12 protein-coding genes are annotated in these 14636 nt (G+C 76.8%); 10 read left to right on the forward strand and 2 right to left on the reverse strand.

All coding sequences use genetic code 11. The features are described from left to right. Window positions 1-149: 149 nt before the first annotated feature. Window positions 150-1025, reverse strand: a complete 876-nt coding sequence (locus ACFUMH_RS02305; protein ID WP_378199751.1) for a metal-dependent hydrolase — start codon at window positions 1023-1025, stop codon at window positions 150-152. Window positions 1026-1484: 459 nt separating this feature from the next. Between ACFUMH_RS02305 and ACFUMH_RS02310 the strand changes: the two genes are divergently transcribed. From ACFUMH_RS02310 to ACFUMH_RS02320, 3 genes are all read left to right on the forward strand, one after another. Beyond that, window positions 1485-1922, forward strand: coding sequence for a VOC family protein (locus tag ACFUMH_RS02310; protein ID WP_378199754.1), 438 nt, complete (start codon window positions 1485-1487; stop codon window positions 1920-1922). Between the two features lie 138 nt (window positions 1923-2060). After that, window positions 2061-3032 (forward strand): class A beta-lactamase, encoded by a 972-nt coding sequence (gene bla, locus ACFUMH_RS02315; RefSeq protein WP_378199757.1) that lies wholly within the window; start codon window positions 2061-2063, stop codon window positions 3030-3032. 123 nt (window positions 3033-3155) lie between these two features. Next, window positions 3156-3920: an alpha/beta hydrolase gene (locus ACFUMH_RS02320; RefSeq protein ID WP_378199760.1), complete on the forward strand. Its 765-nt coding sequence runs from the start codon at window positions 3156-3158 to the stop codon at window positions 3918-3920. A 35-nt stretch (window positions 3921-3955) separates the two neighbouring features. On the opposite strand, the gene ACFUMH_RS02325 is transcribed toward ACFUMH_RS02320, so the two are convergent. Next, window positions 3956-4693: an alpha/beta fold hydrolase gene (locus ACFUMH_RS02325; RefSeq protein WP_378199763.1), complete on the reverse strand. Its 738-nt coding sequence runs from the start codon at window positions 4691-4693 to the stop codon at window positions 3956-3958. A gap of 89 nt (window positions 4694-4782) precedes the next feature. Here ACFUMH_RS02325 and ACFUMH_RS02330 point away from each other — a divergent pair, with 89 nt between their 5' ends. From ACFUMH_RS02330 to ACFUMH_RS02360, 7 genes are all read left to right on the forward strand, one after another. Then, window positions 4783-5757 (forward strand): helix-turn-helix transcriptional regulator, encoded by a 975-nt coding sequence (locus tag ACFUMH_RS02330; RefSeq protein WP_378199766.1) that lies wholly within the window; start codon window positions 4783-4785, stop codon window positions 5755-5757. Window positions 5758-5919: 162 nt separating this feature from the next. Further along, window positions 5920-7374, forward strand: a complete 1455-nt coding sequence (locus ACFUMH_RS02335; protein WP_378199770.1) for a pyridoxal phosphate-dependent decarboxylase family protein — start codon at window positions 5920-5922, stop codon at window positions 7372-7374. Further along, window positions 7371-8768, forward strand: coding sequence for a lysine N(6)-hydroxylase/L-ornithine N(5)-oxygenase family protein (locus ACFUMH_RS02340; protein WP_378199773.1), 1398 nt, complete (start codon window positions 7371-7373; stop codon window positions 8766-8768). Before ACFUMH_RS02335 ends, ACFUMH_RS02340 begins: the two co-directional genes overlap by 4 nt. After that, on the forward strand, window positions 8765-9394 hold the full coding sequence (locus tag ACFUMH_RS02345) for a GNAT family N-acetyltransferase (RefSeq protein ID WP_378199776.1): 630 nt from the start codon (window positions 8765-8767) through the stop codon (window positions 9392-9394). The genes ACFUMH_RS02340 and ACFUMH_RS02345 overlap by 4 nt, the downstream gene beginning before the upstream one ends. Beyond that, window positions 9391-11346 (forward strand): IucA/IucC family protein, encoded by a 1956-nt coding sequence (locus tag ACFUMH_RS02350; RefSeq protein WP_378199779.1) that lies wholly within the window; start codon window positions 9391-9393, stop codon window positions 11344-11346. Before ACFUMH_RS02345 ends, ACFUMH_RS02350 begins: the two co-directional genes overlap by 4 nt. A gap of 1 nt (window position 11347) precedes the next feature. Next, the gene (locus ACFUMH_RS02355) at window positions 11348-13714 is read left to right on the forward strand and encodes a penicillin acylase family protein (protein WP_378199782.1); all 2367 of its coding nucleotides are present in this window, start codon (window positions 11348-11350) and stop codon (window positions 13712-13714) included. After that, window positions 13711-14349, forward strand: a complete 639-nt coding sequence (locus ACFUMH_RS02360) for a GNAT family N-acetyltransferase (RefSeq protein ID WP_378199785.1) — start codon at window positions 13711-13713, stop codon at window positions 14347-14349. The genes ACFUMH_RS02355 and ACFUMH_RS02360 overlap by 4 nt, the downstream gene beginning before the upstream one ends. Window positions 14350-14636 lie beyond the last annotated feature (287 nt).

Consider the following 14636-nt stretch of genomic DNA (forward strand, 5'->3'; position numbering starts at 1 on the left):
CTCGGGGGCTCGGCGGCAGATGGTGCGTCGCCCACCGGACGCGAGAGGGCACACGCGGTGCCCTCCAGGGGTTGACCTGGACCTCCAGACGTACGTGCTGCACGGATCGCGCGACCGACCCGCAGCCGTGACCGGCGAGGTGCCGGGGCTCAGCCCGGCAGGGGCACCTGCAGCGTCACCACGCCGACCACGGCGGCCGTGCCGACCAGCGCGCTCGCGGCCTCCCACGCGCGCGCCAGCACCCGGTCGGCGTCGTACCCGAGCGCCGTGAGCGACCCGACGGCCACCGCCGCGCCCACGCCGTACGCCGCGTAGGCGGTCAGCGGGGCGACCAGCAACCGCTCCCGCCACGAGCCCGTGGTGCCCAGCACCGGGAGCGCGAGGTTGCCGCCGGCGGTCCAGACGTCGTTGAGCAGCGGGGTGCGTCGCCACCAGCGCGGCGGGCGCGGCTCCCACGGCCACAGCAGTGGGACGCCGCTGCCGGTGAGCATGTCACCCGCGACGTGCACGGCCGCGCCCAGCCCGACGGCCACCGGCAGCCAGTCCCAACCCGTCGGCGCGGCCACCGTGACGAACGTGGCGAGCGCCAGGGCGAGCGCCCACGCGTCCAGGCGCCGCCGCGCGAGCCCGAGGGCGCGTGCCGCGAACGCCACGAGCAGCAGCGACAGGACCCCGGCGCCGACGGCGAGGTCGCCGAGCCGCTCCGTCGTGACCGTGAGCTGCCCGGCGCCCCAGGCGATCGCCGTCAGCACCGCGACGCCCAGCACGGAATGCGTCCCGTTGCGGTGCCCGCCCGCGAGGTGGCCGACGACGTCGCACACCCACTCGGACACCGGCGGCAGGGAGTGCGCGACGGTCGCGTCGTGGTGGTCGGCGTCGGGGGCGAGCGCCGCGCCCGCGCACACGAGCGTGCCCGCCACCACGCCGAGCGGGGAGACGGGGTACCAGCCGAGCGTGTACGGGGCGGTCGACGCGACGGCCACCCAGGCCGCGGCACCGCAGAGTGCGTGGTGGGCGCCCTTCACGAGGCGGCCTCCACGCCGGGCACGCCCAGGCGTCCGCCGCGAACGGGGTGCGGCGTGCGCTCGCGGCCGCCGAGGCGTACGCGAGACCCCGTTAGCCGTGGCCGCGCGCCGGCGCGCGACCGGTCGCGGCGGGCATCGGGGCGCACGGGTACCTCCGGTGCAGGTCAGGGGCGTGGGACGCCGCCCACCTCAGCCGTCCGGGGGACGCGCGTCAAACGTCCGGTGTGTCCGGTGCGGGCGTGTCGCGGCCGACCGGCCACGGCCGACGGGGCGACACCGTGCCGGCTCCACCGGCGCCTGCTGCCCACGCCGCGAGACGCGGCGTCGTCGAACCGGCGGTCGTGCAGCGTCCCGGTGCCCGAACGCTGCACGATCGCCGGTTCGCCGCCGCGTCGTCCCGTCGTCCGTGGTGGGGTGGCAGCGGTGGAGCGGCTCTCCGGGCGGTGCCAGCATCGGGGGATGAGCGACGACGCCGTCCCGTCCGCACCCGCCGGCCGTCCGCCGCGGCTGCGCGCCACGTCGATCACCATCAGCACCGCACGCCCCCACGAGCAGGCCCACTTCTACGCGCGGCTGCTCGGCGGGCGCGTCACCGTCGAGGAGGACGCCGCCCCCGGCGACCCGACGGGCATCACGTGGGCGCAGGTGAAGCCGCCCGAGGGCGAGCCCGGCATGACGATCAACCTCGAGCACGAGCGCGAGTGGACGCCGCCCGTGTGGCCGGCGGCACCGGGCGAGCAGCGGTCCACGCAGCACCTCGACGTGCAGGTCGACGACCTCGAGCCCGCCGTCGCCTGGGCCCTGGAGTGCGGCGCCCGCGAGGCCGACGTCCAGCCGCAGGACGACGTCCGCGTCATGCTCGACCCGGACGGCCACCCGTTCTGCCTGTTCGTCTGACGTCTCGGCCTGGTACCTGCGGACGAGGGGCGCGCCGGGCGATCCCCGCCGCGCGGCGGAGGTCCTCGCGGTGCGCTCCCGGCACGATGGACCGCGGTGGGACGCGCCCGTCCCGTCGCCGCCGCACGGAGGTCCTCGATGTCCCACGCGTCCCGTCCGACGCGCCGCGCCGTCCTGCAGGCCGGCGTCCTCGCCCTGCTCGTCGCCGGGTGCGCCCCGCCGCGCGACGACGCCGCGCCGGCGCCGTCGGGGGGCGGCTCGTCCGGCCGGACGCCCACGCCCACCACGCCGCCCGTCCTCGACCTCACCGCCGCGCTCGCGGACGTCGAGGCGCGGCACGGCGTCCGGCTCGGCGTGCACGCCGTCGACACCGCGACGGGCGCGACCACCGGTCACCGCGCCGACGAGCGGTTCGCCTTCTGCTCCACGGTCAAGCCGCTCGCGGCGGCGGCCGTGCTGGCCGCCCGCGGGGTGGCCGGCCTGGACGAGGCGGTGCCCGTCACCGCCGACGACCTCGTCGACTTCTCGCCGGTCGCGGGGGAGCGGGTGGGCGGGTCGATGACGTGGCGTGAGCTCGGCGACGCGGCCGTCCGGTTCAGCGACAACACGGCGGGCAACCTGCTGCTGCGCGGCGCCGGCGGCCCCGCGGGCCTCACCGCCTGGATGCGCGGCCTCGGCGACGACGTCACGCGCAGCGACCGGTGGGAGCCGGAGCTCAACGCGTTCGTCCCCGGCGACGACCGCGACACCAGCACGCCGCGCGCGCTCGCGGGGACGTACCGCGCGCTCGTCGTCGGCGACGCACTCGGTGCGCCGGAGCGCGACGTCCTCATCGACTGGCTGGTCCGCAACACCACCGGCGACGCGCTGGTCCGCGCCGCCGCGCGGCCCGGGTGGACGGTCGGCGACAAGACGGGCGCCGGCGCGTACGCGACCCGCAACGACGTCGCGGTCGTCTGGCCGGGTCCGGTCGGGACGCCCGACGGCGCGCCCGTCGTGCTCGCGCTGCTCTCCGACCAGCCGTCGCCGGACGCGGAGCGCACCGACGCCCCGCTCGCGGAGGCCGCGCGGGTGGTCCTCGACGCGCTCGTCGCGGCGCGCGCCGGCTGACGCGGCCGGTCCGACGGCGCCGAGATCCGACCGCACCGGCGCCCGGCGGTGTGCCGGTCGCCCGCGCCGACGTCGGACCGCGCCGCTAGCGTCGACACCGGACACCCACGGAAGGATGCCGCGATGGCGCTGCTGACCTGCCACTTCTTCTCCGAGGCGCTCGAGCTGAGCACGAGCGTGACGGTCCTGATGCCCGAGGCGGCGCGCGGCCAGATCGGCATGGGCGGGTCGGACGTCACCGGGCCGCCGCCGGTGCTCTACCTGCTGCACGGCCTGTCCGACGACGAGACGATCTGGCTGCGCCGCACGTCGATCGAGCGGTACGTCGCGGAGCGGGGGATCGCGGTCGTGATGCCCCGCGTGGCGCGGTCGTTCTACACCGACGAGGCGCACGGCGGGCGGTACTGGACGTACCTGTCGGAGGAGCTGCCGCGGGTGGTGCAGCACCTGTTCCGCGTGTCGGACCGGCGGGAGGACACGTTCGTCGCGGGCCTGTCGATGGGCGGGTACGGGGCGTTCAAGTGGGCGCTGCGGCAGCCGGAGCGGTTCGCGGCGGCGGCGAGCCTGTCGGGGGCGCTCGTCGTGGGCGGCCCGCGGGCCGCCGAGCTGCACGTCCGCGTGCCGCACGTGTGGGCGGGCGCCGACCCGGCGGGCACCGACGACGACCTGCTGACGCTGCTCGACCGCGCGGACCCGGCGGCCCTGCCGGCGCTGTACGCGACGTGCGGCTCGCAGGACTTCCTGCTGGAGGCGCAGCACGTCTTCGTGGAGCACGCCGCGGCCCGCGGTGTGACCGTCGACGCGCACGTCCACCCGGGGGACCACGAGTGGGGCTACTGGGACCGGCACATCCGCGACGTCCTCGACTGGCTGCCGCTGCGGGACTGACCCTCGGCCGCTGCGCGGCGGCCGAGGGCGTGACCCTAGCGGCCGGCCGCTGCCAGCACCCCGGCGAGCTCGGCCGGCCGGCTGACCATCGGCCAGTGCCACGTCGGCAGCTCCACGTAGGTCCAGTCGCCCTCGACCATGTGCGCGAACAGCGGCACGTGCTTCGCCATCTCCTGCACCTGGGCGACGCCGAACGTGCACAGCACGCCCGTGCGGGGCAGCCGCTGCCAGGCGCCGGTGAGCGCGACCGGCTCGGTGCCGGTGCGCCACGGCTGCGGCTGCGAGTCCGCGACCAGCGCCGCGACCGCCGCGTCATCGACCTCGGGGACGTCGGCGGCGAGCACGGCCCAGGGCGGCGGCGGGAGCCTCCAGCCGTCGCCGTCCGTCATCACGAGGCGCTCGTCGGCCGCGCGGGCGTCGGGCCCGCCGAAGTCCGCCTGGGCGGTGCCGTCCGGCAGCGGTCCCGTGTCGACGTACACCAGGCGCGCCACGCGCTGCGGCACCCGGTCGGCGGCGCCGGTCGTCACGAGCGCGCCGTAGCTGTGGCCCACGAGCACGACGTCGTGCAGGTCCTGCTCCTCGAGCAGGCGGACGACGTCGTCGATGTGGGTCGAGAGGTCGGTCGCGGGTGAGGCGAGGTGGGCGCGCTCGCCCATGCCGGTCAGGTCGACGGCGTGCACGACGTGGCCGTGCTGGCGCAGCGCGTCGGCGACGGCGCGCCACACCGAGGCGCCGAGCCAGAAGCCGGGAACGAGGACGTAGGTGGTGGTCATGCCATGACGCTAGAGTTGATTGTGGACAGATCCCGCCCGGTATACCGGACTGGCCGCACGAGTCGCCGCCTCCGGCGCGCAGGACCGTCGTGACCCGCCCCACCGCGCGCGTGCTCGCGCTGCTGGAGCTGCTCCAGACGGGCAGGCAGCGCACCGTCGGCGATCTCGCGGAGCGGCTCGGGGTCGACGAGCGCACGGTCCGGCGCTACGCCGAGCACCTGGCCGACCTCGGCATCCCGGTCGAGGCGCAGCGCGGGCGGTACGGCGGGTACCGCCTCGCCCCGGGCCACAAGCTGCCGCCGCTGATGCTCACGGACGACGAGGCCGTCGCCGTCGTCCTGGGTCTCACCGTCGCCGAACGCGCCGGCCTCGTCACCAGCGGCCACGCGGCGACGGCGAGCGCGCTGGCCAAGGTGTCGCGCGTCCTGCCGCGGCCGCTGAGCCGACGGATCGACAGCCTGCTGTCGACCGCGCAGTTCACGGTGCCGGTGCGCGCCGCCGTCCCGGCCGGGACGGACACGCTCCTCGCTCTCGCCTCGGCCGCCCAGGCGCGACGCACCGTCACGATGGACTACACGGCGTGGGACGGCCGTGCGTCGCGGCGCGATCTCGACGTCTACGGCCTGGTCCTGCACTCCGGCCGGTGGTACGTCACCGGGCACGACCACGGCCGTGACGACGTGCGGACCTTCCGCCTGGACCGCATCGCCTCGGTCGACCTGCGCGACGGCACCTACGTCGTGCCCGTCGACTTCGACGCCGGCGCGCAGGTCGTCTCGGGCATCGGGGCGGTCAGGTGGTCGCACCAGGTCGCGGTCGTCCTGCGCACGACCCTCGCGGACGCGCGCGAGACGCTGCCGCCCAGCGTGGGACGCCTGAGCGAGCACGTCGACGGCGTGCTGCTCGAGGCGCGCGCCGAGCGCCTCGACGGCATGGCGCGCCTGCTGGCCGGGCTCGGCTGGGACTTCGAGGTGATCGGCCCGGACGCCCTGCGCGACGAGCTCGTCGTCCTGGCCGAGCGCCTCCGGGTGGGCGCCGCCACCACGCCCGCACCTGGCGCGTGACGCCGGGCTGCGGAACCACTCCCGGCCGGCGGGCGCGGCCGAGCATGGTTCCGGTCCTTGACGGATCGCCCGCTTCGCGTATGTTAGGCACGCCTTACTGAGGCTGACCTCACTACGCGCGTCCCGGCAGCGGGGCGTGCCCGCCGCAGGGGAGTTCCACGCGTGCACGAGCTGCTGTCCGCCGCCACCGCCGACGCCTACGTCGACGCGATGCGCGGCACCGTCGACCGGGTAGCGTCCCGGTTCCGCACCACCACCCAGCCCTTCTCGGGCGCGAGCCGCGAGCACCTCCAGGCGCTCGTCGACGCGGTCGACCTCGACGCCCCCGGCCGCGGCACCGCCGCCGCGATGCGCGAGGTCGACGAGCTGTTCGCGCAGCACGCCGTGTGGTTCCACGACCCCGCGTACACCGCGCACCTCAACTGCCCGGTCGCCGTCCCGGCGGTCGCCGCGGAGGCCGTCATCGCGGCGGTGAACGCGAGCGTCGACACCTACGACCAGTCGACGGTCGGCACGCTCATGGAGCGCCGCCTCGTCGCGTGGACCGCCGGCCGCATCGGCTTCCTCGCCGGCGGCGGCATCTTCACGTCGGGCGGCACGCAGTCGAACCTCCAGGCGCTGCTGCTGGCCCGCGAGCACGCGCTGGCCACCGCGCCCGGCGTCGGCATCCGCGACCTCGTCGTCCTCGCGACGGCGTCCAGCCACTTCTCGGTGCAGAAGTCCGCGCGCCTGCTCGGCCTGGCCCCGGACGCGGTCCGGCTGGTCCCCGTCGACGAGCAGGGCCGCATGCGTCCCGACGCCCTCGCCATCGCCCTGCGCCACGTCGAGCAGGACGGCCGGCTCGCGATGGCCGTCGTCGCGACCGCCGGCACGACCGACCGCGGCTGCATCGACCCGCTCGCCGCGATCGCGGACGCGTGCGACGCCGCGGACGTCTGGCTGCACGTCGACGCCGCCTACGGCTGCGGTCTGCTCGTCAGCCGCACGCGCCGGCACCTGCTGGACGGCATCGAGCGCGCGCGCTCGGTGACGGTGGACTTCCACAAGGCGTTCTTCCAGCCGGTGTCGTCCTCGGCGCTGGTCGTGCGGCACGCGGCCGACCTGCGGCTCGTCGCGCACCACGCCGACTACCTCAACCCGGCGGGCGAGGAGGAGCCCAACCAGGTCGACGTCTCGCTGCAGACGACGCGCCGGTTCGACGCCCTCAAGCTGTGGGCGACGCTGCGCGCGCTCGGCGCCGACGGCATCGGCGACATGGTCGACGCGACCATCGACCTCGCGGCGGCGGTGCACCGGGTCGTCGACGCCGACCCCGACCTGCGCCTGCTCTCGCCGACCGACCTCTCGACGGTCATGTTCCGCTACCAGCCGGACGGCCTCGACGACGCGCGCGCCGACGCCCTCGTCGCGCAGGTGCGCCGCGTGCTGTTCGACTCGGGCCGCGCGCTCGTCGCCCGGACGACCGTCGACGGCCGCCCGTGCCTCAAGCTCACGCTGCTCAACCCCGACACGACCGTCGCGGACGTGCGCCGCGTGCTCGAGCTCGTCCGGCAGGCCGCGGCCGCGCTCGTCGAGGGCGACGACCTGGTCGCCGCCGACGCGGCGGTGGCGCGATGAGCGGGCTTGGTGCGGCGAGCCCGACGGACGGCACGCCCGGCGTCGCCCCGGACGCGCCCGTGCGCGACGTCGTCGGCGTCGGCATCGGGCCGTTCAACCTCGGCCTCGCGGCGCTCGCGGCCCCGCTGGACCTCGACACGGTCTTCCTCGACCGCGCCGACGAGTTCCGCTGGCACCCCGGCATGATGCTCGAGGACGCGACCATCCAGGTCCCGTTCCTCGCCGACCTCGTGACGATGGCCGACCCGACCAGCCCGTACTCGTTCCTCGCGTGGCTGAAGGAGACGGGCCGGCTGTACGCGTTCTACATCCGCGAGAGCTTCTATCCGCTGCGCGCCGAGTACGACGCGTACTGCCGCTGGGTGGCGGGGCAGCTGCCGTCGCTGCGGTGGGGCCGCACGGTGACGGCGGTCGAGGTCGACCCGCACGACGACGACCTCTACGTCGTGCACGCGCGCCGCGCCGACGGCACGGTCGAGTCGCACCGGACCCGGCACGTCGTGCTGGGCGTCGGCACGCAGCCGGTCGTCCCGGCGGCGCTGCGCGGGCTGGACGGGCCGGTCGTGCACTCGTCCCACTACCTGCCGCACCGCGACCGGCTGCGCGCCGCGGCGTCCGTGACGGTGGTCGGCTCGGGCCAGTCGGCGGCGGAGATCTACCGCGACCTGTTGGAGACGACGGGACCGGGCGGGCAGCGCCTGGACTGGGTGACGCGCTCGCCGCGGTTCTTCCCGATGGAGTACACGAAGCTGACGCTCGAGATGACGTCGCCCGAGTACACCGACCACTTCCACGCCCTGCCCGCGGACGTCCGCGACCGCCTCACGCGCGAGCAGCGCGGCCTGTACAAGGGCATCAGCGCGGACCTCGTCGACGACATCTACGACGCGCTGTACCGGCGCAGCGCCGCCGGCCCCGTGCCGACGACGCTGCTCACCGACACCGAGGTGCTCGGCGCGGCGTGGGACGGCGAGCGGTACACGCTGCGGCTGCGGCACGCGCAGCTCGGCGTCGAGCACGAGCGCACCACCGAGGCGCTCGTGCTGGCCACCGGGTACGCGGCGCAGGTGCCGGACGTCGTCCTCGGCATCGCGCACCGGCTCGCGTGGGATGAGCGCGGGCGGCTCGACGTCGCGCGCGACTACTCGGTCGACGGCGGGCGCGGGCGCGTGTTCGTGCAGAACGGCGAGGAGCACACGCACGGGCTCACCGCGCCGGACCTCGGCTTCGGCGCGTGGCGCTCGTCCGCGATCCTCGCGGCCGTGTGCGGGCGCGAGGTGTACCCGCGCGAGCAGCGGATCGCGTTCCAGGAGTTCGGCGTGCCGACGGGGACGCACCCGGCGCCCGCGGGCACGGTCCGGCCGGTCGCGCCGGCCGGCGAGGCGGCCCGGTGACGGGCTGGCGCTCGCAGGCCACCGAGCCGCTGTCGGCCGCGACGGTCCGCGACGAGGCGTGGCGGCGCATCGGCCCCGTCCGGCTCGACCGCGTCGTCCCCGAGCGCGACGCCCTCGTGCTGCACCACTGGCTGACGCACCCGGCGTCGGCGTTCTGGCAGATGACCGACCTCGGCCTGGACGAGGTGCTCGCGTACGAGCGGCGGCTCGCGGACTCGACCGACGAGCACGCGTGGATCGGCCGCGTCGCCGGCCGCCCGACGTTCATGGTCGAGACGTACGACCCGTCGCGCGTCCTGCTCAAGGGCATCTACCGCGCCCGCACCGGGGACGTGGGCATGCACCTGCTGGTCGCGCCCGCCGACGGCCCGCGCCTGCACGGCCTCACCGACGCGGTCATGGCCGCGACCATGCGCTTCTGCTTCGGCACGCTGCGCGCCCAGCGCGTCGTCGTCGAGCCCGACGTGCGGAACACCGCCATCGCCGCCAAGAACGCCGCCGCGGGCTTCCGCGTCGTGCGCGAGGTCGACCTGCCCGGCAAGCGCGCGGCGCTGTCCGTGTGCACGCGCGACGACTTCGCCGCGAGCCGGCTCGGCGCCACCACCACCCACGAGGACCCCCGATGACGCTCACCGACCTGCCCGTCGCGGCGGCGCCCGCGCGCGCCCCGCACCCGGCCGACCACCTCACGCCCGAGCACCTGGCGGCGGCGCAGCGGCACCTGGTCGCGAAGGCGCTCGCGGAGTTCGCGCACGAGCGGCTGCTCGCGCCGTCGCTCGACCGGTCGGCGCCCGCGGGGCCGGGGGAGGACCGCGCGTACGTCGTGACGCTCGACGCCCCGGGCGGCGGCCGGGCCGTCTACCGGTTCCGCGCCCGGCGGCTCGCGCTCGAGCACTGGGCGGTCGACCGGGCGTCGCTGACGCGCTCGCTCGACGGCGCCGAGGCCCCGCTCGACGTCCTCGACCTCGTGCTCGAGCTGCAGCCCCTGCTGCAGATCCCCGACGACCTGCTCGCGCTGTACCTCGAGGAGCTGTCGTCGACGCTGGCGTCGGCCGCGTACCGCCGGGCCCACCCGGCGCCGACGTCCGCCGAGCTCCTGCAGGCCGACCTGGCGACGGTCGAGCAGGCGATGACCGAGGGCCACCCGTCGTTCGTCGCGAACAACGGCCGCATCGGGTACGGGGTGTCCGAGCACGACGCCTACGCCCCCGAGGCCGGCCGCCCGGTCCGGCTCGTCTGGCTCGCGGCCCGCCGCGCCGTCAGCCACGTCGCCACCGGCGCGGGGCTCACCGAGGACGCGCTGTACCGGCACGAGCTCGACGCGGCGACGCGCGAGCGGTTCGAGACCCGCCTGCGCGACCTCGGCCTCGACCCGGCGGACTACCGGTACCTGCCCGTGCACCCGTGGCAGTGGGAGCACCGCGTCGCGGTGACGTTCGCGCCGGACGTCGCCCGCCGCGACCTCGTCCTGCTCGGCGAGTCCGAGGACGAGTACCGCGCGCAGCAGTCGGTGCGCACGTTCCTCAACGCGAGCCGGCCCGACCGGCACTACGTGAAGACGGCCGTCGCGATCCAGAACATGGGCTTCCTGCGCGGCCTGAGCCCGGCGTACATGCGCGCGACGCCCGCGATCAACGACTGGGTCGCCGACCTCGTCGACACCGACCCCGAGCTCGCCGCGTGCGGCGTGCGCGTGCTCCGCGAGCGCGCGTCGATCGGCTACACCGGCGACGTCTACCACCGCACGCCGCGGCCCAACGCGCACCGCAAGATGCTCGCCGCGCTGTGGCGCGAGCAGCCGCACACGCTGCTCGCACCCGGGCAGCGCGCGACGACGATGGCCGCGCTGCTGCACCGCGACGCGGCGGGCGACGCATTCGCGACGGCGGCCGTGCGGGCGTCCGGGCTGGACCCCGCCGACTGGCTGCGCGCCTACCTGCGCGTGTACCTGCGCCCGCTCGTGCACTGCCTGCGCGCGCACGACCTCGCGTTCATGCCGCACGGCGAGAACGTCATCCTCGTGTGGCAGGACCACGTGCCGGTCGGCGCGTTCCTCAAGGACATCGGCGAGGAGGTCGCCGTCCTCTCCGACCGCCCGCTGCCGGCCGCGGTCGAGCGGATCCGGGCCGTCGTGGACGACGAGGAGAAGGCGCTCGCGATCTTCACGGACGTGCTCGACGGCGTGCTGCGGCACCTCGCCGCGGTGCTCGTCACGGACGGGGTGCTCACCGAGGGCGCGTTCTGGGGCGTCGTCGCCGAGACCATCGACGCGCACGCCGCCGACCACCCCGACCTGCCGTCGGGCGTCGACCTGCGCGCGCCGCGGTTCGCGCACTCCTGCCTCAACCGGCTCCAGCTGCGCAACACGCTGCAGATGGTCGACCTCACCGACCAGTCGTCGTCGCTGATCTACGCCGGGACCCTGGCGAACCCGGTGGCGCGCGGGGCCGTCGCGGGCCAGGAGGCCGAGGACCCGGCGGGTGCGTCCCCTCCCGCGGGCGACGACCGGACGGCTGACGCGCCCACCCGCGCCGACGGCCGGCGGGCCGCCCCCGGCACCGCGGACGAGACTGCCTGACGTGGGGTTCGAGGTCTTCCGCGACGCGCTCGGCGTGCCGCACGTGCGCGCGTCCGACGAGCGCGCGCTGGCGTACGGCCAGGGCTGGGTGACCGCGCGCGACCGGACGTGGCAGGTGCAGACGGACCGGTGGCGCGCCGAGGGGCGGCTCGCCGAGCACGTCGGCGAGGCCGGGGTCGCGTGGGACGTCGTCGCACACCGCCTGCGCCTGCCCGACACCGCGCAGCGCGCCTACGCGGCGCTCGGCGACGACGACCGCGCGTGGGTCGACGCGTACACGGACGGCGTGAACGCCGGGCTGGCGTCGGCCGGTCCGCCCGTGGAGGTCGAGGAGCTCGACCGCCTCCTCGGCGGCGCGACGCCGGACGACCCCTGGCCCGCGTGGGCGCCGCTCGGCGTCTTCCTCGTCAACCACGCGCTCTTCTCGACGTTCCCACGCGTGCTGTGGCACGACCACGTCGTGCGGGCGGCGCGGGGGTCCGGGCACCCCGGGCTCGCCGCGGTCGGCCCGCTCGACCTCGTCCGGCTGTTCGACCCCGCGTCCGACGGGCCCACCAGCGGGTCCAACGCGTGGGCGCTGCACGGCTCGCGCACCGCGTCGGGTGCGCCGCTGCTCGCCGGCGACCCGCACCGCGTGCTGGAGCTGCCCGGCGTCTACCAGCAGATCCGCCTCGCCTGCCCCGAGTACGACGTGCTCGGGCTCGCGTTCCCCGGCGTGCCGGGGCTGCCCCACTTCGGGCACGCGGGCGCGGCGGCGTGGGGCATCACGAACGCGGTCGCGCACGCCGCCGAGGTGTTCCGCGAGCGGCTGCGCCGGGCCGGGGGCGGGGCGTGGGAGGCCCTCGGGCCGGACGGCTGGGAGCCCGTCGCGCGGACCGCCGCGCACGTGCGCGTGCGGGGCGGGGAGCCGCTGACGGTCGACGTGCTCGAGACGGCGCGCGGTCCCGTCGTCGTGCGGGGGATGACCGTCGACGGGGCCGACGGACCGGACGCCGACGGACCCGGCCCCGCGCCCGCCGGTGCGAGGGTCGCCGCCGGCGGTCCGGGCCCCGGGCACGGCGGGGCCACGGCCGGCGACGCGGCACCCGAGGACGCGCTCGCCGACGGCGTGCTCGCGTCCGGCGGCTCCGCGGCGGGTGCCCGCACCGACCAGGACGACGTGGCCACCGGTGCCCTGCCGCGCGTCGGGGCGGAGGAGGCGCGGTCCGTGCGGATGCAGCCGCGCGTCGACGCCGACCTCGGGTTCGCGTGCCTGCGGCCGCTGCTGCGCGCGCGCACGGCGCACGACGTCGCCGCCGCGCTCGCGGGCTGGGTCGACCCGGTCAACCGGGTCGTCGCCGCCGACGCGGCCGGCACCGTGCTGTCGTTCGACGCGGGTCGGGTCGCCGACCGCCACCCCGACGACCGCCTGCTGCCCCTGCGCGCGTGGGACCCGGCGCACTCGCCGCGGCCGTGGCGCACCCTGGCCGAGCCGCGCGTCGTCACCGACGCCGTGGCCGACGCCAACGAGTGGCCGTCCGCGCCCGACCGCGACCACGGGGCCGTCTACGCGCCCGACCGGGCGGTGCGGCTGCGCACCCTGATCGCCGAGCGCCGAGGGCGCGCGCTCGGCCCGGCCGACATGGCGGAGATCCACGGCGACACGCACTGGGCCGGCGCGGGACGCCTGCTCCGGCACGTCGCCGGCATCGAGGGCCTCACACCGGCGGCCGCCGCCGTGCGCGACCGCCTGCTCGCGTGGGACCTGCACATGGACGCCGACTCCACCGAGGCCGCACTGCTCGCCGACCTGCGCGCGGCGCTCGTCGCGCGGCTCGTGACCGAGCCCGCGATCACCGCGCTCGACGTCCCCCACCACGCCGGCCCGGCGTTCGACGCCTGGTTCGGCGTCCGCGGACGGGTGGGCGCCGCGCTCGCCGCGCTGCTGGCCCGCACCGACCTCGGCATCGACGGCCCGGCGCACGTGCGCGCCGCCCTGGAGGAGGTCGCCGCCCGCGCGACGCCCGGGGAGCGCTGGGGCACCCGCCACACGGTCCTGCCCGCGCACGTGCTGGCCGACGTGCCCGGCGCGCGCGTCCCCGCCGTGCCCGCCGTGGCGCTCGCGGGCGACCAGGACACCGTGCGCTGCACCGGCACCGTGCCCGGCGTGACCGACCGCGCGTTCCGCGGCTCCGTGGCGCGGTGGGTGTGGGACCTCGGCGACCGGGCGCGCAGCCGCTGGGGCGTGCCGTTCGGCGCGAGCGGCGACCCGCGCAGCCCGCACTTCGCCGACCAGCACGCGACGTGGGCCGTCGCGCGGACCGTCGAGGTCGTCACCGACTGGGACGCGCTCACGCCCGAGCCGCTGCCCGCAGGGGTGGGGGAGTGACGGGCGGGGCGGGGGCGACGAGCTCGGAGGTGGCCGCCGGGGGCGCGGGGCTGACGGCCGCGTGGACGGGCCTGGCCGGCGGGACGGTCGTCGACGAGCGTGCGGTCGACGGCCTGGGCGTCGTCACGACGTCCGTGCTCGACCTCGACGCCGACCTCGCGACCCTGCACGCGTGGTGCACCGCGCGCGGCACCGCGTTCTGGGGGCTCGGCCACCTGACGGCGGACGAGCTGCGCGAGACCTACGGGTTCGTGGCGTCGCTCGACCACCACCATGCGCTGCTCGCGCGCGTCGACGGCGTGCCGGTCGCGCTCGTGCAGGTCTACGAGCCGGCGCACGACCCGGTCGGCGACGTGTACGACGTGCGGCCGGGTGACCTGGGCGTGCACGTGCTCGTCGGTGCGCGGCCGGCCGGGCACGGAGGCGGCTTCTCGCAGCGGCTCATGCTCGCGCTGCTGCGCGTGGTCGTGGAGCGCACGGGGGCGACGCGGGTCGTCGGCGAGCCCGACGCCCGCAACACCGCGATGCTGCGCCGCGCCGAGCGCCTCGGGGCGGTCCTCGGCCCGGAGGTCGACCTCCCGACCAAGCGCGCCCGGCTCACCTTCCTCGACGTCCCCCACCCCCCACTGCGGTAGATGCGTCACGAGTGCGGGTGTCACAACACCCGCACGCGTGACGCATGTACCGCACTCGTCCCCGCCGGTCACCGGCCGCCGCCTGCCGTCGCGCCGACTGCGGCACGTCCCGCCGACTGCGGTAGGTCGCGCCGACAGCGGTAGGTGGACCACCCGCACTCGGTGGGAGGTACCGCACTCGCCGGCCGCCGCGCGCCGCCGGTCGCCTTCTCGCCGACTGCAGCAGGTTGCACCGACAGCGGTAGGTGGACCACCCGCACTCGGTGGGAGGTACCGCACTCGCCGGC

This window comes from Cellulomonas sp. NPDC057328 (assembly GCF_042667215.1).
Taxonomy (GTDB): Bacteria; Actinomycetota; Actinomycetes; order Actinomycetales; family Cellulomonadaceae; genus Cellulomonas.